This window comes from Mucilaginibacter dorajii (genome assembly GCF_024808255.1).
Lineage (GTDB): Bacteria > Bacteroidota > Bacteroidia > Sphingobacteriales > Sphingobacteriaceae > Mucilaginibacter > Mucilaginibacter dorajii.
The window spans coordinates 402157-422117 of sequence record NZ_JANTYS010000003.1 but is presented as its reverse complement, the minus strand read 5'-3'; the positions used below and the strand labels follow the sequence as shown (position 1 = coordinate 422117).

The window sequence follows — 19961 nt, the reverse complement described above, 5'->3', positions numbered from 1 at the left end:
TTAAAACAAATTAAACAATAAATAGATATTTGAATTTACAGCAATAAAACATTAGTAATAAAAAAGAGGCTGATCATGATTTATGATACAGCCTCGATTTTTTTATGGAGCTTAATACCTGTGTTTTGATAACTTATCCTGGTTAATTTCTTCCAGGAAACCGTTTTCGTTAATGGCATAACGGGCATAGGTTGTATCAGTATCAATTCTGTATTTTGTAACTTTTTTGGGCTTTTTACGTGTTTTAGCGCGTATAATCATTATCGGCAATATAACAACGGCAAGCAGGGCGGCAATTTGGAATAAAATAATATGCATAACGTTTAAAATAAAATATTGTGAATGCACATCTATAACTTAACAAAAGGGAAAAGGTTTACTTACCGGGTTGTTATTTTAGCTGTGATCGTAATATTGTATAGCTAAATATGTGCCAACAATTCATCGACGCACCTTATAAGCAGGATGTTACAATTTAATGGCAATTAATGCCTGTTGAGGAAGGATAAAAAGGTTAAACTTACCGCTTTATGACAAGCGCGTAAGTTTAGAGTCCTTGATATTAAAAGATCAGCTCCCGTTTTTGGAACTGTTATAGATTATAGAACGAAATAGCGTTACCGCCCCAAAATAAGTCCTGCTCTATAGCAGATAGATTAGCACAATACATTTGCATAATTTCCATGGTACGCTTGTAGCCCCCCGCCAATAAACAAACCGGCCAGTCGGAACCAAACATTACCCGGTTGGTGCCGAAGGAGTTGAAAGCCACATCAAGATAAGGTGTAAAGTCGTTGGTTTTCCAGGCACTCCAATCGGCCTCCGTGAGCATGCCGGACACCTTGCAGAACACGTTTAGATGCCTCGCCAACACCTCAATATCGCTTTGCCAGTCTTTTATCTCTTGAGACTTAATATGCGGCTTGGCCAAATGATCTACCACAAATTTCTGATCGGGAAATTCGGCTACTAATTGGGCAGCATAAGGCAAATGTTCGGGATAGATCAGGATATCGTAAGTGTACCCATATTTTTGCAAGGTGCCTATCCCCTTTTTAAAAGCTGGCTGCAGCATGTACTGCGGGTCTGGTTCAGATTGCAGTACATGCCGAAAACCTTTCAGTTTTTTATAATGCAGATAGCCTTGCAATTTTGCTTCAAGATCATCGGCTTTCAAATCTATCCAGCCAACTACCCCCTTTATGAACGAGTTTACCTCAGCATGCTCCAGTAAAAATCCGGTTTCATCGTCGGTTTGGCTGGCCTGTACAGATATACAGCCATCAATACCATTGTCCTGTAAAACAGGCAGCAGATCAAGCGGCGAAAAATCACGCTTGATAGCCAGCATACTGTAATCGATCCAACTATCCCTAACCGGGTCAAAGATCCAGAAATGCTGATGCGAATCAATTTTAGGCATATGCTACCAAAGTTTGTTTTTGATCGCCAAGGCCGTCAATACCTAATTCCATTACATCACCGGCTTTAAGGTATACCGGGGGTTTCATGCCCAGCCCAACACCTGCCGGTGTACCTGTAGAGATCACGTCGCCTGGTAATAAAGTCATAAACTGACTGGTGTAAGAAATTACCTGTGCCAGGTTAAATATAAAATTTGATGTAGTACCATATTGCATGATCTCGCCATTAACCTTTAACCAAAGGTGCAGATTATGCGGATCTTCAATCTCATCGGCAGTAGCCAAAAACGGACCAAACGGCGCAAAGGTATCGCAACCCTTTCCCTTATCCCAGGTACCGTTACGCTCCAGCTGAAATTCGCGTTCAGATACATCGTTGTGCAGCATATAACCTGCTACATAACTCAAAGCATCGGCTTCATCAACATAAGAAGCTTTTTTGCCGATAACTACGGCCAGCTCAACTTCCCAATCGGTTTTTACCGAGTTTTTGGGAATCACTACATTATCATTAGGACCAACAATAGCACTGGTAGCTTTCATAAACACAACAGGCTCTGGTGGCAGCGGCGCGTTGGTTTCATGCGCATGGTCGGCATAATTTAACCCGATGCAGATAATTTTTGACGGGCGGGCAATCGGGCTGCCTAAACGCTCACCTTCGGCAACTTCGGGCAGCTCAGCATCTTTAATAAAAGCAGCTAAACGGCTAAGTCCATCGGTTTCAAAAAACTGTTCTGTATAATCTTCGCCAAAGGCAGATGTATCGTATTTTTTATCATTAAGGATCACTCCTGTTTTCTCTTTGCCGATGTCGCCAAATCTGATAAGCTTCATTGTATGTTGGGTTAAAATTTTGTTTTAGTTATTAAGGGTGATAAAGCCGCCATCGATAGGATAATCGGTACCTGTTATAAAACCGGCTTCATCCGAGCAAAGATAAAGTGCCAGCGCGGCTACCTCTTCTGATTTACCCATTCTGCCTATCGGCTGGCTTTTTGATAGTTTTTCAAAGATCTCGGCCTCTTTACCCGCGTAGTTTTTGGCGATAAAACCATCAACAAAAGGCGTATGGATGCGTGCCGGCGAAATACAATTGCAACGGATATTATCGTGCAGAAAATCGCGCGCTACAGATAGTGTCATAGCGTGTATGGCACCTTTACTCATGGAGTAAGCAAACCTATCCGTAATACCTACACTGGCCGCTATAGAAGCCGTATTAAGGATAACCCCGCCCCCGTTTGCCTTCAATACCGGGATCACCGCGTAAAGGCAATTGTAAGCACCTTTTACGTTTACATTAAATACCCGCTCAAAATCGGCAGTGCTGGTATTATCAGCGCGGCCAATGTGGGCTATCCCCGCGTTATTGATCAGAATATCTATAGCGCCTATTTTGGCAAAAGTATCAACAACCTGTTGCTGATCGCTTACGTCGCAGGCATAACCTGTTGCTTTGCCACCGGCTGTTTCAATTTCGGCCACGGTATCTGCCGCCGCTTTATCGTTTAATTCGATGATGTGCACAATGGCACCCTGCTGCGCAAACAATATTGACATTGCCCTGCCTATCCCGCTGCCGCCACCGGTTATTACTACTGATTTATTGGTTAGTTTGAACATCTTGCCCCCTCTAAATCTCCCCCGGTAGGGGAGACTTTTATTTTATTGTTTTACAATTTCCTTTTTAAAGCCCTCCCTACCGGGGAGGGTTTAGAGGGGCTACAGCGATACTCCCCTTTTCCATGGTATAAAATCGTCCTGACCAAGCTTAACCGATTTTGGTTCGGCTTCGCCGCTGGCCACTTTAATTACGTAATCTAAAATACGCTCGCCGGCTTGCGGAATGGTTTCATCACCTTCAATGATGGTACCACAATTAATATCAATGATATCCGGCATGCGCTCATACAAAATGGTATTGGTTGATAGCTTTACTACCGGCGCTATGGGGTTACCTGTCGGCGTGCCCAGGCCGGTTGTAAACAATACAATGTTGGCACCAGAGCCTACTTCGGCCGTGGTGCTTTCCACATCACTACCTGGAGTACAAAGCAGGTTTAAACCCGGTTTGGTTACTTTTTCGGGATAATCCAAAACTGCTGCCACAGGCGATGTACCACCTTTTTTTGCCGCTCCTGCCGATTTAATGGCATCAGTGATCAAGCCATCGCGGATGTTGCCTGGTGATGGGTTAGCGTAAAAGCCAGAGCCATCTGCCTCGGCCCTGGCATTATAGGTAGTCATCAATTGCATAAAGCGATTGGCTGTCTCCTCGTCGGTACACCGGTCGCTTAGCTCCTGCTCCACACCGCAAAGCTCCGGAAACTCGGCTAAAATTACCGAGCCGCCCATGGTGACCAACAGATCTGATACATAACCCAAAGCAGGATTTGCAGATATACCAGAAAAACCATCAGAACCACCGCACTCCATACCAATACATAGTTTTGATAACGGGGCCGGCTCGCGCCGGGTTTGGTTAGCCTGAACGAGGCCTGCAAAAGTTTGTTTAAGTGCCTGCTTTAACAATTCGCTTTCAGTTCCCACTTTCTGTTGTTCCAATACTACCATTGGCTTATTAAAAGCAGGATCGCGTTTGGCTATTTCGGCTTGTAGTATGCTTACCTGCGCGTGTTGACAACCCAGACTTAATATGGTAGCACCCGCCACATTTGGGTGGGTGATATAACCGGCAATTAAGCCGCAAAGCGCGTCAGAATCATCTTTGGTGCCGCCACAGCCCATGCTATGGTTCAAAAATTTGATGCCATCAATGTTTTTAAATAAGCGTTTAGAGTCAGGCCTATCGGCACTGGCCTGAATATCGGCGTTTAAGATCTCCTCTACCGATTTTCCTGCCTGGTACAGTTCCATCAGCTGCTCCACATCGCCCTCGTAGCTTTTGGCTTTTTTGTAGCCAAGCTTATCAACCAAAGCCTCTTTTAACACCTGTATGTTGCGGTTTTCGCAAAACACCAGTGGCACAACAATCCAGTAGTTGGCGGTACCAACCGAACCATCAGCACGATGATAACCATTAAATGTTTTGCCGTTAAAGTTACTTGTATCTGGCTGGTGCCAGTTTAATTTACGCTCGCCTAAACGGTAACCGTCGGCAGCGTGGTGTACATTGGCTGTGGTCAATACGCCACCCTTAGGTATAGTGCTGCTGGCTTTACCAACCAATACACTGTACATATAAATTTCGGCACCTTCTTTTAACTCGTTGATGGCGAATTTATGTTTGGCAGCTACCCTATCAACCAAAGGAAAGCTTTCACCCTCAAAATTAATTATGGTTCCCGGCTCCAGGTTTTGCAGGGCTACCAGCACGTTATCATGCGGGTGGATCTTTAAAAATGTTTCTTTTTGCGACATTGTGATGTTAGTTCATAGATCATGGTTAATGGTTCATAGTACATAGCAGCGAGTTTATTCTTATCAGTAAATTCGGCTATGAACTATGAACCATCAACCATGAACAATAATTAATTCAGCGATAATTCAATAACCGGGATCTCATATGGAGGTTTGGCCGGCATGGTCACCTCCAGATCGTCAGATCCGGTTGGTTTGTATAACAGTTCCGAATGGTCGTTCAAAAACTGCGCGTATTTTATTTTACCCGCGTAGCCCGGCAATATCAGCTTGCCTTTAGGGTAATCAAATAACTGCACGTATAATTTTTTTGTTTTTTTGTTATAAGTGAGTTTGGTGCCTTCGGGAACTTTATAGGTATCCGGCGCAAATGTACAATTGTATATAGATTGATCATTGGCATGCATCCAATGGGCCAGGCTATCTAAGGCGTTTGTAGCACGATAATCAAATTCGCCGCGGGCTGTTGGCCCAACATTCAATATCAGGTTACCACCGTTACTAACCGAGGTAATCAACAGATCAAGCAGCTGGCGATGTGTTTTCCATGTATTTTCGTCACGATAGTATCCCCATGAACCCGAAAAGGTTTGGCAGGTTTCCCAGGTTTTACCGCGGTATTTGGCCAGTTCGGCAGTACTTACCTGCTCTGGTGTTTCAAAATCGGCACCGTCTTTATACTCCTCCAGGTTAAGGCGGTTATCTACAATAATACCCGGCTGTAGTTTCCTGATCAGTTTTAACAATTCAACAGAACCCCACTCGTCTTTACCTTTACCATGTCCATCTGAACGCGGGAAAGAAAAATCAAGCCAAAGCACATCTATTTTACCATAGTTGGTTAGCAATTCAGTGATCTGGTTACGCATGTATTGGCGGTACTTAGCCATATCCCTGTTTTTGTTCAGCTTAGCGTAGCTGGCATCGCTTTTATCAGCAGGCGATTGCGGGTGGATCTCGTCTATAGTATAGTCTGGGTGATGCCAATCTAACAATGAATAATAAAACCCAACCTTTAAACCCTGCGCGCGGAAAGCGTTCACATACTCGCGTACCAAATCGCGTTTGGCTTTGGTGTTAGGCGCTTTATAGTCGGTATATTTTGAATCGAAAAGGCAGAAACCTTCATGGTGTTTGGTAGTAAGCACCGCGTAGCGCATGCCTGCCGCCTTTGCCGATTTTGCCCATTTATTAGGATCAAAATAATCGGGGTTAAATTGGTCGAAATATTTTTGGTAACCTTCGTTATCTATCTTCTCATTATGCTTTACCCATTCATGCCTTGCCGCGCCCGAGTACAATCCCCAGTGAATGAACATCCCAAAGCGGCTATCTTTCCACCATTCCATCCGTTGATCTTTCTGGGCATCGGTTTCGCTACCGATCATTTTTTGCGCCGATACCGATGATACTACCATCAGTGTAAGCAAGCATAACAATTGAATTTTTTTAAGCATGAGGTTTATGTTTTTTTGTAATTGGTTAATGTTAAAGGGAAAAGATTTTATCCATCAAAACCCATTTTTCGCCTTTCTGGGCTCCTTTTACAACTGCCTGGTATTTCCACATCAGGTTTTCCCATTCCTGTACTTTGGGGTTGGCAGCATCAGCAGCGCCTTTTCTGTCAAAGCTAAAGGTATCATCGGTTTCCATGATCATGAACAGGCGCACATCAAAGCGGTAAATTTCCATATTGGTGATGCCATAATCGGTAATACTTTGATGAATCTCGGGCCAGATTGCTTCATGGTATTTTTCATATTCGGCGATAAGCGTGGCATCGTCAACCAAATCAAGCGTTAAACAATATCTGTGACCCATAAATAGATTAGATTGGTTATACAAAGGAATAAAGTTTACGGTTAAATAGTTAGCAAAATAGTGTCAAAACATTCAGCTTTTTTGGCATAAGGAGAGCCTCACCCAAACCCTCTGCAAAGGAGCTACTGTGTGTACACATCTTTTTAATAAAGAAAAATGTCATTTCGAACGAGCATGGGTAGGTAAAAGCGGGGTGCGAGGAGAAACTATCTCTTGAGCGCAGCGAAAAATCTTCGACGCCTCGCTATGTGGAATGTCCGCTTTTACAAGATTTCTCCTCACCTCCAGCACACAAATCCCTACAGGTTCGTTCGAAATGACAACGCTTTTTAATTATGTGGTAAAAGCAAAAGATGCGTACACACAGTAACTCCTTTAGAGAGGATTTAGGTGAGGTTCTTACACCCACTTACTCAAAAACACCCCAAAAGCTTCTTTATACTGATCGCCAACGGTGATGTTGATTTTGCCTATTTGCAGGGCGTTGCGGGTGATGGAGTTAATTTTATCAAGAGATACGATGAAAGAACGATGTACCCGCATAAAGCGTTTGGCCGGTAGCTTTTCTTCCAGCGCTTTTAAACTGGTAAGAGATAGTAAAGGTTTTTCGGCGCTTTGCAGGTATATTTTTACGTAATCTTTTAGTCCTTCAATGTATAAAATGTCTTTTAGGGCGATGCGTACCAATTGGTATTCTATCTTTAAAAACAGGTAGTCATCCTCAATCCGGCTTTCTTCTACTGCTACAGCCGGGGCAGGGTTTACCGAGCGCTGCAGTAATTCGGCATAGCTTAACGCTTTGTTTGCGGCATGCAAAAACTCCTCGTAATTGAAGGGTTTAAGCAGGTAATCCAGGGCATCAACTTTGTAACCTTCCAGCGCAAACTGGTTGTAGGCGGTGGTGAAAATAATGCGTGGCTTGTTTGCTCCGCGACTATCCAGTACACGGGCCAGTTCAATACCGTTTAAGTTGGGCATCTGAATGTCGAGGAAAATAAGGTCTACTTTTTGATCCTGTAAGCCTACCAGAGCCTCAACTGCACTACTATACCTGCCGGTTAATTTTAAAAACGGGGTTTGTTCAATAAAAGCGCAAACCAGGCCCAATGCCAGCGGTTCGTCATCAACAGCTATACAATTTAATATCATGCCAGGTTGAGGGTTAGGTGAACTTTATAGGTGTTGGCTGCCGGGTCTTCCTGTATATCCAGCGTGTATTTACCGGCATAAAGCAAATCCAGCCGGCGCAGGGTATTGGTAAGGCCGATGCCTTTGTTTTCTTCCAGGTTGGGGGTGCTGTCTTTATAAATAGAATTTTCTACATGTAGTTCCAGATACCCGGCACGTTGTTCTACGCTGATGAGGATGTTGCTGGGCTCAGTAGCGCTGATGCCGTGTTTAAAAGCATTCTCCACAAATGGCAAAAATATCATTGGAGCAACCGTTGCATCATTTACCGCGGCGGGTGTATCAAATGTTACCGTAACTTTATCGGTAAGCCGCAGCTGCATCAGGCTGATATAGTCTTTTATGAACGCTACCTCCTGACTTAACAGGGCGGTACCATGCTGGGTATCGTACAACACGTAACGCATCATGCGTGATAACTGGTGAATGGCCTTGCGCGATGTATCGGCATTTACATGCGTTAACGCGTAAATATTATTGAGTGTATTGAAAAAGAAGTGCGGGTTGATCTGTGCCTTTAAAAACGACAGTTCCGAACTGATCTTGTCCTGCTCCAAGGCCTCGCGCAGCCGGGCATCCCCCTGCCATTTTTGAATAGCGGTAATACTGGTGCTGATGCCTAACACCAGGGCCATGATAAACAACAGGGCAAAATCGTAAAAGTGGTTCTTTTCACCGTGTTTAGGTGGCCCATGTTTGTGAAAGGCAGCATCCATCAGCCGGTGCAGATCAAGGGTTCGGTCAAACAAGGCATCTAAAAAGTAGATGCCTGCAATTAGTATAATTGCGCATACAAAGTACATACCTGTACGATTTTTTAACAAGTATGCCGGTACTAGTACAACGGAGTTTAGATAAAATGCGCCTACAAGCATAGTGAAAACAAGCGTTTGTTTGATCCAGAACTGGTAAGGCAGCTCTACATTGAGTGTTAAGGGCTGATATCCGAAAAGTACAAAGCCCAGCACCAGCCAGGTTAATACATGGATAAGTATAGCGATAGTAGTACTTTTAGATTTCAGACTCATATTGGTTATAATCAAGAGTCAAGATACGAGAATCGTGACTATTTATGTTTTTTATTTTCTGCGCCCAAATACCAGGCCGCAGCTGTTATCCCTGGATTTCAAACATCAATATTACAAATCAACCGGGCTTATTATCAACCAAAATCGCCCAAAAGCAAAAACTTACCGACAGAGGGGCAATACTGCTCTTTAAACCGCCAATCTGGTTCTTTATAGGGTAAACAATCCTCTTTGTGGGTTAAAAACAGGCCTTTGTCTACATTTATACAGCCCCCGTCTATTGCGTTTTTTATGCTGATGTGCTTGTTATTGTTTTGCGTCAACAATTAAGCGCAACAATGAAAACCGTATACCTTTTTATAATTACATCCCTTATTAGTTTTACATCATTTGCCCAAACGGGCAGGCAGATTAAAGGTATTGTAAAAGACTCTACCGGTGTTACCCTACCGGGTACCACCATTAAACTTCTAACTGGCACCGATAGCACCACCGTGATTACGGATAACGCAGGCAGCTTTACGTTTGATAATGTAAAAGCTAACCAGTTTAGCCTGGTACTAAACTCTATAGGTTACCAGGGTTTAAGGCGACGCTTTATATTGGATAATGCCAACACGCCGGTATCATTAAAACCTATCATCCTTAAAAATGATACGTATATGCTGAATACCGTAACCATATCAGATGCTAATCCTATAAAGCTTAAGGAAGATACTATAGAATTTAACGCGGCAGCTTACCCTGTGCGTGACAACGCCCCGGTTGAGGATGTAATTAAAAAACTGCCCGGTGTTGATGTGGATAAGGATGGTAACATTACAGCCCAGGGCAAAAGTGTTACCAAGGTAAGGGTAAACGGTAAGGATTTTTTTGGAGGCGATGTAAAATCGGCCACCAAAAACTTACCTGCAGATATAGTGCAAAACATCCAGATTATTGATGATTACGGCGACCAGGCCAACCTTACCGGCATCAAAAGCGGCGAGCCTGACAAGATCCTGAATATCACCATAAAACAAAGTAAAAACTATGGCTACTTTGGTCAGGCCAGTGTGGGTGGTGGTAAAGATGCCATACCAAGCGTTGACGGAAGTAAAAATGACAATCGCTATGTGGCATCGGCAAATGTGTTTAGTTTTAACGGCGACAGGCAGCTGGCATTTTTGGGCAACTTAAATAATACCAATACCAACTTGTTCACCTTTGGTGGCGGTGGCCCGAGAGGCGGCGGTCCGGGTGGCCCTCCGGGGGGAAACAGCAGTAACACAAACGGTATTACTACGGCGCGTTCATTTGGGTTTAACTATCGCGATAGCTGGGGCAAAAAGATAACTGCTTACGGTAGCTATAGCTTTGCCGATAACTCCGTATACACGGTTAGCAAAACTATCCAAAACAATATATCATCAACCAACCCAAGTACCAACACCAATAACAGTACCCAAAACGACGAAAAACTGAACCATCGTTTCAATTTCAACATCGAAATTAAACCAGATACAGTTAACTACATCAAAATTACACCAACATATGCTTATGCTAAAGTTAACACCACGCAAACTGGCAGCAGCTTACTGGTAAACAATTCCGAAACGGTATCAAACTACAATTTTGTAACAGCCAGCAACCAAAGCGAACCTAATTATGGTGCAAACATTTTATTTAACCACCGTTTTAAAACACATGGCCGTAACTTTAGCATCAATGTAGGCGCCGGCTCATACAGTATTAATAAATATCAAAACCCGGTTTATACTTATATCGATGGGGCAGCCAACGCGCCTTTAAATCAATTTATCAATACCAATAGCCGCACCGATAGCTTGGGTACCAGTGTATCATACCTGGAGCCTTTAAGTAAGAAGAGTTATCTGGAGGCTACCTACGCTTACCATTATGCCTATACTACGGCGGACAAGTTAACAGACACATTAAATGCCGATGGCGTTACTAAAGACTATTACAGCCTGCTAAGCAATAATTACAACTCCACCTTTATAACCAACAGGTTTGGTTTAAACTATCGATTCATCGATAAAAAATATAACTATACCTTGGGTTTGGTGGCACAGCCAACCATTTTAAGGGGGCGGTCTGTTATGAACAATTCGTCAACGGATATCAATACCTTTAATTGGGCACCTAATGCCAGGTTTATTTATAACTTCTCACGTAACCAATCGTTAAGTTTAAATTATAACGGGGCCAGCAACCAGCCTACTTATACCGAATTGCAGCCTGTTACGGATTTTAGCAACGCATCGTATCCCATACAAGGTAACCCCGATCTGAAACCGGAGTTTAACAATAACCTATCTATAAAATATAATAAGTTTGATTTTGCAACTGGTAATGTATTCTTCAGTAATTTGTCATTTACCACTACTGATAATAAGATAGTTGCCAATACCATTACCTACCCCAAAACGTATACTCCAAACAGCAAACTTGCCGGGAGTATTTTAACCCAGTACTTAAATGCCGATGGTTATTACTCGGCGCAGGGGTTTTATGTGTTTGCCAAGCCGTGGGATAAACGTAAATATAATTTATTCTTCATAGGCAACGTTGCCTACAATAATAACATCTCTTATATCAGTAATGTCGATTCGGCCAGTTATGCCATGACCACCGAGAAAAATATAGCCAAAAACCTGGTGCTATCACAAGGTGTTAAGTTTAGATTGAGCATCGAAAACGTAGTTGATGCTGAAGCCAGTACAACTTACGCGGTAAACAAATCAAATAACTCGCTTAAAAACGCCAATATCAATAATAATTTTAGCTCCCTTAACCTGGGTGTCAACGGCAAAAATTATTTGTGGAAAGATTGGACAGTAAGCTACGATTACTCTAAAATGTTGTACTACGGTTACAAAGGGGCAACCAACCCCAATATATTGAATACGTATGTTGAGCGCAGATTTTTAGCTGGCAACGCGGCTACCATCCGCCTATCGGCAATGGATGTGTTTAACCAAAATACGGGTTATACCAGCACGCAAAGCGGCAGTTATGTTACGCAAACCAATACCAACCGTTTGGGTAGGTATTATTTATTGAGTTTTACACTTAAGCTGCAAAAGTTTGCAGGCAAAAAGCCAAATATGGGTCCGGGTGGACCGGGTGGTCCTGGTGGTGGCCCGGGTGGCCCTCCTCCGGGTGGTGGGTTTTAAAGAGCTTGTCATCCCTGAGAAAGATGGCTTGAAAGGATCAGGTGAGATTGATCTGGATTTAGTTGATGTTATTGGTTTAAACTGATAACGGAGCGTCCCGGGGTTGAGATACCGGGACGCTTTTTGTTGGTGTTATTTAAAGATGTAGTTAATGCCAGCCCTGATGCCCGATAAGTTTAAAGAATAATTATTTGAGTTACCCATATTCGGTAACGCCCCCCCTTTTACGTTATCGGTAACCGATGTGGATAAAACGTAGGTAATTCCAATATCTATTTTATCACTTAATACTATTCCAGCTTTAACAGAACCGGAAAAAAAGTTTGAATTAAGGGTTAAATAGTTTCGGCTATCTCTATTCAGGTCGTTATTATGCATAACATTGCCCGAGTTTTTTACAATATTAATAGCAAGGCCTGCATCACCGTAAAATTTAAAAGCTTTGGTATTATAAAAATTGTAAATGGCTTGTGGATTAAATGAAAAAATAACCTGTTTGAAAGAGTAATTGCCTTGTAACGAATTTGGAGAATTATAATAAATATCAACGCGGCTATTATATGATCCTGTAGTAACAGAGAATTCGCCTCTTAGCACAAATTTATCAACATCCGGATTTGTGTAAATATTGGCACCTATCGAAAATAAAGGGCTAACTGAAGTTTTGCTGGGTGGATTATTAAATGGCGAATCGCCGCTAAATGCATACCTGGATACATTGGCGCTTGCCCCTACAAAAAAACGTATAGCTGTTGCGGAGCCATAATCGGCCTTATCGCTGCCCATGCCATTTATTTTTGCTGAAATGCTTTTAAGGTCATCGAGGTTATAGGCGCTCTTTTCTATCTCCCGTTTCAACTCTTCCAACCTATCGTTGTATTTTTGGGCCAGTGCGTATAATTGTGGTACGTATCCATTTTCGTTATGGGTTTGGGTACCACGATCTGGAACAAAATAAATGCGATACAATAATTCATCAATACTGCCTGCTTGATTATCGCCTATAAAAAAACGCGTTTTAATATTATCGGTATAAGAAAACAAGACAACTTTTGGACCTTTTTGTTCAATTTTTAAAAATACAATATCCTCTTTTTTGCTGGAGTCAACACCATTTGAAAGCCTTTGCAGATTAGTTTCATCTACACTGATTTTGCCGGCGTACCGCTGATAGGATATGTTCAATACGCTGAAATATTTAATATCGGCCACGGTATAGTTTTTAACACCAGATTGATCCTGGAAGTTAATGTCGGTGGGATTGCTCGACCAATCTTTAACATTGATGGTACCGCGTAAGGTGTCGCCTTTTGAGGTAACCACATAGCCCGGTTTGTAGTTGCTTTGCGCCATCGCGCACACCGGCAGCAATAAGGCCGGCAAAATAAATTTGAATAATAGCTTCATCATAAGGTTGGTTTGTAAGTTATTGAACGGGGTTTAATAAAAGTTGTAATTTAAACTAAGCTGAATGGCTTTTACCTGGGCGTAGTAAGAAAAAGTATTGGTAAACGTTGCATTGGGCAGATAGGCAACGGCAATATCAAATTTTTTGTTGATGGTGGTCCCTGCTTTAAATACAAACGATGTCCAGTTTTTTTCAAGAGAAAGTATGTTTGTTCTTACGTTGGTAGTACCGCCTGAAGTATATGAAGAGTTATTACCACTATAGCCCGAAAGATTGAATGATGCGCCAACAGCGGCATAAACCTTAAAATCATCGGTATTATAAAAATTATACATGATTTGAGGAATCAGCGAAATAGTGTTTTGGTTAAAAGAATAGGAGCCTGAACTACTACCGGAGCTGAAATTTTCTTTATACTTATTAACGGTATACGCGGCCTCTGCACGAAATATCAATTTTCCGGTAGATGGATTTGAAAAAATGTTAACCCCCGCGTCTATCCTCGGGAAAAGCTGTGCCGTTGGGTTTGCCGAAGCCAAAACTATTGGTGCCGATGTTGATACGGTCGCAGCGTTTAAACCTATACCCGCAAAAAATACCGCGCCTTTTCTGTTCCCTTTCTCTGCCCTGTCGGCTTTTTCGGTGGTGTTGTTTATTTTCCGGCTAATACCAACCAGCTCATTGTAAGTATAGTATGCTTTCTCTATACTGGTTTTAAGTTTATCATTATTGCTGTTGTATTTTTGGGCAAGGAGATATAGCTGCTGCATATACCCGTTTTCGTTTACGGTTTTATTGTCTTCGTTGTAATAAATGCGGTAAACCAGTTCTTTGGGTTCGGTGTCTTGCCTGTCAGAAACAAAGAAATGATCCTTCTTATTATCGGTGTAACTATATAACGTAATGTTAGGTCCTTTTTGGGCCACCTGTAAAAACACCGAATCTGTGATTGTACTTGTATTGCGGCCGGTAGGGATGGTAGCTACGCTGGTTGGATCGTCATTCAACAGCCCGATGTACCTTTGGTAGGCATCATAACTATCGGCTTTAAAAAAGGTAATGTCATTGACACCCAAATTCCGACTTTCTTTTTTGTCGATAGCTGTTTTAAAACTGATAGATCTGGGGTTTACGTTCCACTCTTTAATGTTGATAAAGCCTTTGAGCGTATCGCCTTTGATGATAACAACGTAGCCCGGTTTGTAATTGCTTTGTGCGAGGGAAAATAATGGCGATATCAATGCCGCCGACAGCAGTAATTTGTAAAAAGGTTTCATTAGGGATTAACAGGTTTAAATAGCCTGCAATATATTAAAATATATAATGCCGCTATAAAATATAATAAACACCTTTTTCTGTCGGTAAAAATTATGTGGTAATCAGCTTTTTTTACAATAATTAATTACATTTATACCATCAATTGTAAAATAAGCTGAATGAAGCCTTTATTGCTTAAAGTTTCATCGGGCCCGGCGCACTCGTTTAGCGTAAGGCACGATGTATTGCCCGATATTAATAACCGCTGGCATTGCCACCCCGAACTGGAGCTCATTTACCTTAAAAAGGGAACCGGCACACAGTTTATTGGCGATAGCATTAAACAATTTAAAGCCGGCGATATGGTTTTGGTAGGATCAAATCTGCCGCATTACTGGCGCTTTGACGATACCTATTTTAACCATACCGATACCGAAGGTGTGGAGGTTTTTGTGGTGCATTTTTGTGAGAATTTTTGGGGGGATGCTTTTTTACAGCTGCCCGAAAATAAGCTGATTAAAGTGATGCTTGAAAAATCAAAACGCGGACTGCAAATTACCGGCATCACCAAAGAAAAAGTAGCCACCCAAATGGCGGCCATGCTTAATACCGACGGTGCCGAGCGCATTATTATGCTGCTCAAAGCCTTAAATGCCATAGCAACCAGCACGCAGCCGGCTTACCTGGCATCCATAGGGTTTAAGTATGACCATAACGACTCCGAAAACGATAGGCTCAATAATATCTATGAGTACTCAATGCAAAATTTTCGCAAAAAGATTTATCTGGATGAAATAGCCGAGATAGCCGGCGTAAGCTCAAACTCGTTTTGCCGCTACTTTAAAACCAAAACACGCAAAACCTTTTCGCAGTTCATCATCGAAATAAAAGTTGGCCATGCCTGTAAATTGCTCATTGAAGATAAGCTGAATATTAAACAGTTATGTTATGATAGTGGTTTTAATAACTTCTCAACCTTTCACAAGCATTTTAAACAGGTAACGGGTAAAAGTCCGCTGATGTACCAGAAAGAGTTTACCAAGAATCCGTAAGCCCCACCCAAACCCTCCCCGGAAGGGAGGGCTTTAAAATAAAAAATATCCCCCCCCCGGGGGAGATTTAGAGGGGGCTCGCCCTTTTTTTTCCTATATTTAGCATTCACCCGCTAAATATCCTTTCATGATCCGTAATATCCTGTTGGTTACTTACCGCAATCTGGTTAAAAACAAAGTTTATACGTTTATCAATATCACAGGTTTGGCCCTGGGCATAGCTGCTTTTGCTTTAATAAATGCTTATGTTAATTTCGAAAAAAGCTTTGATACCCAACACCCGGATGCGGCTAATATTTACCGGGTTGAAAGCCAGTTTTATAAGGGCGATAACCTGACCGATAGCTGGCCAACCAGCACCAACGGTTATGCCCCGGCCATGAAGGCAAACTTTCCCGAAATTGCTTCATATGCCCGCATCAGCTGGAACAACGCCGAGCGGGTGGTAAAATATAATAATATCAAATTCAGGGAAGAGCACGTATGCTTTGCCGATACCAATTTCTTTAATTTTTTCGCTTACCCGTTATTACAAGGGGATAAACACACAGCCCTTAAAGAAGTAAATACGGTGGTAATTTCGCAATCGGCCGCTAAAAAGTATTTTGGCAATGCCGATGCCATGGGCAAGTTTGTTGACATCAGCACACTAAGCAGTAGCTACCATTGTATGGTAACTGGAATTTTTAAAGATCTGCCCAAAAACTCAACCATGCAGTTTAACATGTTGCTGTCATGGACAACATCATCAAAATTTGTACAGGATTTTTGGTATCAGCATGAAAGTTACACTTTTATAAAGCTTAAGCCCAATACCAATATCCCGGCGCTGGAAGCTAAATTCCCGGCGCTGGCCGAGCGGTATAAAACCGGTCCGTCATTAAAGGAGTTGAAGTGGGCTATTCATTTGGTGCCCCTTGCTGATATTCATTTAAACCCGGCTAAACCCTATGAAATAGAAGCTAAAGGCAACCGTTTTGCTGTGGAGTTTTTGAGCATTATCGCTTATGTGATTTTACTTATCGCCTGTATCAACTATATTAACCTGGCCACTACCAAATCGGTTGATCGTGCCCGCGAGGTAGGTATCCGTAAGGTAAGCGGCGCGCATGCGTCACAATTGATGATGCAGTTTTTAACAGAATCGCTTATCATCAACTTTATAAGTTTGATAGTTGCCATCGTGTTGGTTATTATAGCCAAATACAGCCTTGTACATTATTTATATAGCGAGGGCAACTACGGGTTGCTGTTTAATGCGGCTTTGTATTTGAAAATGGTGATGGTGTTTACTGGCAGCATTTTATTATCGGGCATTTACCCGGCTACCGTTTTGGCAAGGATGAAACCCATAGCGGTGCTTAAGGGGCGTTTCGCGTTTTCTAAAAGCGGCGTATTGTTACGCAGGGGTATGGTGGCCTTCCAGTTTATGGCATCGGTGCTGCTGATAGCTGGCACCTTTGCAGTTTACAGGCAAATTTTATACATGAGCAGCCAGAATACCGGCGTAAACATCAGCCAGACCATCGTGATCAAAACACCGGTAAATTCGCCTAATTATGATCAAAAAGTGGCTGCTTTTAAAAACACACTGCTTGCTTTTACTGGTGTTAAAGCGGTAACTGTTTCTGGCGCGGTACCAGGTAAAGAGGTAGGGATGTTTTTGGCCAACAGGCGCTTCGGCGCGCCAAAATCAGAGGAGCGCACCTACGAGATGCTGAAGGTAGATCATGATTTTATGCAAGCCTATAATATGCAGCTGATAGCCGGCAGGGCCTTTGATAAAAGCCGCCCGGCCGATTCTGTAGGTGTGGTGATGAACGAATCGGCAGTAAAGCAATTTGGCTTTGCATCAGCAGAAGACGCGGTTGGCAAACAGGTATGGGTAGAAACCATTGATAAACATCCCGAATTGATCATTGGTGTAATTAAAGATTATCACCAGCAATCCCTGCAACAAAAATATACCCCGCTCATCCTGTTTATGGATCCGGCGCTATCGTGGATTCCGTCGAGCTATTTCTCTATTAAAGTAAGCCAGGATGATATGCCAAAAATGGTTGCCAATATCAAAAGCACCTGGAACAACACCTTCCCCGAATCGTCATTTGATTTCTTTTTTTTAGATGATTTTTATAATCGCCAGTATCAGCAGGATACCCAGTTTGGGCATGTGTTTATGCTATTCTCGTCCTTAGCCATATTTATTGCCTGTATTGGTTTATTCGGTTTAACAGCCTATTCGGCTGCACGGCGCACCAAAGAGATTGGCGTGCGCAAGGTTTTAGGTGCATCGGTAAAAAGCATCATCACATTGCTCACCGTAGATGTGGTAAAGCTTATCCTGGTATCGAGCCTGGTGGCCATTCCGCTGGCTTACCTTTTCATCAACCAATGGCTCAACCGCTATGCTTTTAAAGTACAGTTAACATGGTGGCAGTTTGTGGTACCAGTGTTCGCGCTCATTGGCATCGCGATAGCAACTACCTTTTATTTAACTTTTAGGGCCGCGTTGGCAAACCCTACAAGCTCGTTAAGGAATGAGTAAGAGCCTCACCTAAATCCTTTCCAAAGGAGAGGACTTTTGATTTGCGGGGTTCAGACGTTGATTGGCATTTTCAAACTATTGTTTTAAAGCCCTTTCCTTTGCAGAGGGTTTGGGTGAGGCTCTTTTCCATTGGAGAGGATTTAGGTGAGGCTCTTCTCTGCCTTCTGTCATTTTTTCACCCTTCTCCCCTATGCAAGCCGCCACACTGCGTCTTTTTTTTTGGTATTGAATAATAATCCCTAATTTTATTTCATGCAAAAGGTTACCGTTTCCTGGTTGAAATCACTTGAAGTTTTAGAGAATGTTCCCGAAGATCAGTTGCAATGGCTGATAGATGTTAGTGAAGACCAATTTTTTCAGGATGGCGACATGCTGAACCAGCCAGGTTGGCCTATGACAGGTCCGCACGTTATTGTAGAAGGCAACATGCGTTTTTATATGTTGCAGGGTGCCGGCCGGCGCGATTTTGTAGATGTAGGGCCGGGTAGTATTACCGGGTACATGCCTTTTTCACGTGGTATAGTTTCAAAAGGATATGCCCAGGCTGTGGGTAGCTTGCATGTACTAAGCTTCCCTACCGGCCGCATCAACGAAATGATCAAAGAGCATTTTGAACTTACCCAGGCGCTGGTACACATCATGACCAACCGGGTACGTGATTTTACGGCACTACAACAGCAAAATGAAAAAATGATGGCCCTTGGTAAGCTATCTGCCGGGTTGGCCCATGAGCTTAACAATCCGGCATCGGCCATTGTGCGCGATTCTACGTCCTTAAGCAAGCACCTGCGTTTAGTTCCCGAATCGCTTAAAAGCATGTTCACTATTAAAATGGATGAAGACCAGGTTGATGGCGTTACCGACGAACTGTTTAAAGTACTGAACGCCCGCAACGATACCCGTTTAAGCCTTAAACAACGTACTCACCTCGAAGATGAAATAGCCGGGTGGCTTGATGAAAATGAAATTGAAAATGCTTATGACATTGCCGAGAGTTTTGTTGATTTTAAATTTAGTATCGCGAATTTCGACACGTTAAAAAGCCACATTCCCCAAACGCACCTGTCAACTATCATTAACTGGATGAGTAACAAGTTAGTTGCCGAAAAGATGATAGAAGATATCCAGGAATCGTCAAAACGAATTGCAGAACTGGTAAGTTCTGTTAAAACCTTTACGCATATGGACCGCGGACAGGATAAGCAATATGCCGATATTCATATTGGGATCTTGAACACGCTTACCATGCTGGGTTACAAAATCAAAAAAGGCAATGTATCCGTGATTGAAGATTTTGACCGTACCCTGCCTGAAGTAAAGGCCCTTATCGGCGAGCTTAACCAGGTATGGACCAACCTGATAGATAACGCGCTTGATGCCATGGCACCGGCCGGCAAAGGCACACTAACCATTAAAACCCGGCGCGACCGCGAATTTGTGGAGGTTTTTATTGTTGACGATGGCCCCGGTATCCCACCCGAAATTCAAAGCCAGGTTTTTGACCCGTTTTTTACAACTAAAGAAATGGGCAAAGGCACCGGGATGGGGCTTGAGGTGGTGCAACGCATTGTTAAACAGCACCGGGGATCTATCAAAATGAAATCGCAGCCCGGTCTTACTGTTTTTAGTGTTTGTTTCCTGATTGATGGGTAACAAACTTCTTTATTTTTTT

General features: G+C 42.7%; 15 protein-coding genes. 4 read left to right on the top strand and 11 right to left on the bottom strand.

All coding sequences use genetic code 11. The features are described 5' to 3' along the window. Nucleotides 1-111: 111 nt before the first annotated feature. The 9 genes from FHS10_RS06185 to FHS10_RS06145 all read right to left on the bottom strand — a co-directional run bounded on the left by FHS10_RS06185 (nucleotide 112) and on the right by FHS10_RS06145 (nucleotide 8845). Nucleotides 112-318 carry a hypothetical protein gene (locus tag FHS10_RS06185; protein ID WP_259088475.1) on the bottom strand — a complete coding sequence of 69 codons (207 nt, stop codon included), beginning with the start codon at nucleotides 316-318 and terminating at the stop codon, nucleotides 112-114. 274 nt (nucleotides 319-592) lie between these two features. Then, the gene (locus tag FHS10_RS06180) at nucleotides 593-1423 is read right to left on the bottom strand and encodes an amidohydrolase family protein (RefSeq protein ID WP_259088474.1); all 831 of its coding nucleotides are present in this window, start codon (nucleotides 1421-1423) and stop codon (nucleotides 593-595) included. Continuing rightward, complete coding sequence (locus FHS10_RS06175) at nucleotides 1416-2261, bottom strand: fumarylacetoacetate hydrolase family protein (RefSeq protein WP_259088471.1); 846 nt, start codon at nucleotides 2259-2261, stop codon at nucleotides 1416-1418. The genes FHS10_RS06180 and FHS10_RS06175 overlap by 8 nt, the downstream gene beginning before the upstream one ends. A 24-nt stretch (nucleotides 2262-2285) precedes the next feature. Further along, nucleotides 2286-3050 carry an SDR family NAD(P)-dependent oxidoreductase gene (locus FHS10_RS06170; protein ID WP_259088470.1) on the bottom strand — a complete coding sequence of 255 codons (765 nt, stop codon included), beginning with the start codon at nucleotides 3048-3050 and terminating at the stop codon, nucleotides 2286-2288. A gap of 99 nt (nucleotides 3051-3149) precedes the next feature. Next, nucleotides 3150-4808, bottom strand: a complete 1659-nt coding sequence (locus FHS10_RS06165) for a UxaA family hydrolase (RefSeq protein ID WP_259088469.1) — start codon at nucleotides 4806-4808, stop codon at nucleotides 3150-3152. A 110-nt stretch (nucleotides 4809-4918) separates the two neighbouring features. Continuing rightward, complete coding sequence (locus tag FHS10_RS06160; protein ID WP_259088468.1) at nucleotides 4919-6265, bottom strand: alpha-L-fucosidase; 1347 nt, start codon at nucleotides 6263-6265, stop codon at nucleotides 4919-4921. Between the two features lie 31 nt (nucleotides 6266-6296). After that, nucleotides 6297-6629 (bottom strand): L-rhamnose mutarotase, encoded by a 333-nt coding sequence (locus FHS10_RS06155; RefSeq protein WP_259088467.1) that lies wholly within the window; start codon nucleotides 6627-6629, stop codon nucleotides 6297-6299. Between the two features lie 399 nt (nucleotides 6630-7028). Next, nucleotides 7029-7778 (bottom strand): LytR/AlgR family response regulator transcription factor, encoded by a 750-nt coding sequence (locus FHS10_RS06150; protein WP_259088466.1) that lies wholly within the window; start codon nucleotides 7776-7778, stop codon nucleotides 7029-7031. Next, nucleotides 7775-8845, bottom strand: coding sequence for a sensor histidine kinase (locus FHS10_RS06145; RefSeq protein ID WP_259088465.1), 1071 nt, complete (start codon nucleotides 8843-8845; stop codon nucleotides 7775-7777). Before FHS10_RS06145 ends, FHS10_RS06150 begins: the two co-directional genes overlap by 4 nt. Nucleotides 8846-9183: 338 nt before the next feature. Between FHS10_RS06145 and FHS10_RS06140 the strand changes: the two genes are divergently transcribed. Next, entirely contained in the window at nucleotides 9184-12024 is a 2841-nt protein-coding gene (locus FHS10_RS06140; protein ID WP_259088459.1) for a TonB-dependent receptor, read from the top strand. A gap of 132 nt (nucleotides 12025-12156) precedes the next feature. Here FHS10_RS06140 and FHS10_RS06135 read toward each other — a convergent pair whose 3' ends face one another. Together FHS10_RS06135 and FHS10_RS06130 are read right to left on the bottom strand one after the other, a co-directional pair. Next, nucleotides 12157-13434: a hypothetical protein gene (locus FHS10_RS06135; RefSeq protein WP_259088458.1), complete on the bottom strand. Its 1278-nt coding sequence runs from the start codon at nucleotides 13432-13434 to the stop codon at nucleotides 12157-12159. 30 nt (nucleotides 13435-13464) lie between these two features. Then, nucleotides 13465-14709, bottom strand: a complete 1245-nt coding sequence (locus tag FHS10_RS06130; RefSeq protein WP_259088457.1) for a hypothetical protein — start codon at nucleotides 14707-14709, stop codon at nucleotides 13465-13467. 159 nt (nucleotides 14710-14868) lie between these two features. Between FHS10_RS06130 and FHS10_RS06125 the strand changes: the two genes are divergently transcribed. The 3 genes from FHS10_RS06125 to FHS10_RS06115 all read left to right on the top strand — a co-directional run bounded on the left by FHS10_RS06125 (nucleotide 14869) and on the right by FHS10_RS06115 (nucleotide 19942). Further along, nucleotides 14869-15741, top strand: coding sequence for an AraC family transcriptional regulator (locus tag FHS10_RS06125; RefSeq protein WP_259088456.1), 873 nt, complete (start codon nucleotides 14869-14871; stop codon nucleotides 15739-15741). A gap of 127 nt (nucleotides 15742-15868) precedes the next feature. Next, on the top strand, nucleotides 15869-18289 hold the full coding sequence (locus FHS10_RS06120) for an ABC transporter permease (protein ID WP_259088455.1): 2421 nt from the start codon (nucleotides 15869-15871) through the stop codon (nucleotides 18287-18289). Nucleotides 18290-18541: 252 nt separating this feature from the next. Further along, on the top strand, nucleotides 18542-19942 hold the full coding sequence (locus tag FHS10_RS06115; protein WP_259088449.1) for an ATP-binding protein: 1401 nt from the start codon (nucleotides 18542-18544) through the stop codon (nucleotides 19940-19942). Nucleotides 19943-19961 lie beyond the last annotated feature (19 nt).

Bases quoted from the DNA above. Each gene is read 5' to 3' on its own strand.
- FHS10_RS06185 (WP_259088475.1), bottom strand. From the start codon at position 318: ATGCATATTATTTTATTCCAAATTGCCGCCCTGCTTGCCGTTGTTATA.
- FHS10_RS06180 (WP_259088474.1), bottom strand. From the start codon at position 1,423: ATGCCTAAAATTGATTCGCATCAGCATTTCTGGATCTTTGACCCGGTT.
- FHS10_RS06175 (WP_259088471.1), bottom strand. From the start codon at position 2,261: ATGAAGCTTATCAGATTTGGCGACATCGGCAAAGAGAAAACAGGAGTG.
- FHS10_RS06170 (WP_259088470.1), bottom strand. From the start codon at position 3,050: ATGTTCAAACTAACCAATAAATCAGTAGTAATAACCGGTGGCGGCAGC.
- FHS10_RS06165 (WP_259088469.1), bottom strand. From the start codon at position 4,808: ATGTCGCAAAAAGAAACATTTTTAAAGATCCACCCGCATGATAACGTG.
- FHS10_RS06160 (WP_259088468.1), bottom strand. From the start codon at position 6,265: ATGCTTAAAAAAATTCAATTGTTATGCTTGCTTACACTGATGGTAGTA.
- FHS10_RS06155 (WP_259088467.1), bottom strand. From the start codon at position 6,629: ATGGGTCACAGATATTGTTTAACGCTTGATTTGGTTGACGATGCCACG.
- FHS10_RS06150 (WP_259088466.1), bottom strand. From the start codon at position 7,778: ATGATATTAAATTGTATAGCTGTTGATGACGAACCGCTGGCATTGGGC.
- FHS10_RS06145 (WP_259088465.1), bottom strand. From the start codon at position 8,845: ATGAGTCTGAAATCTAAAAGTACTACTATCGCTATACTTATCCATGTA.
- FHS10_RS06140 (WP_259088459.1), top strand. From the start codon at position 9,184: ATGAAAACCGTATACCTTTTTATAATTACATCCCTTATTAGTTTTACA.
- FHS10_RS06135 (WP_259088458.1), bottom strand. From the start codon at position 13,434: ATGATGAAGCTATTATTCAAATTTATTTTGCCGGCCTTATTGCTGCCG.
- FHS10_RS06130 (WP_259088457.1), bottom strand. From the start codon at position 14,709: ATGAAACCTTTTTACAAATTACTGCTGTCGGCGGCATTGATATCGCCA.
- FHS10_RS06125 (WP_259088456.1), top strand. From the start codon at position 14,869: ATGAAGCCTTTATTGCTTAAAGTTTCATCGGGCCCGGCGCACTCGTTT.
- FHS10_RS06120 (WP_259088455.1), top strand. From the start codon at position 15,869: ATGATCCGTAATATCCTGTTGGTTACTTACCGCAATCTGGTTAAAAAC.
- FHS10_RS06115 (WP_259088449.1), top strand. From the start codon at position 18,542: ATGCAAAAGGTTACCGTTTCCTGGTTGAAATCACTTGAAGTTTTAGAG.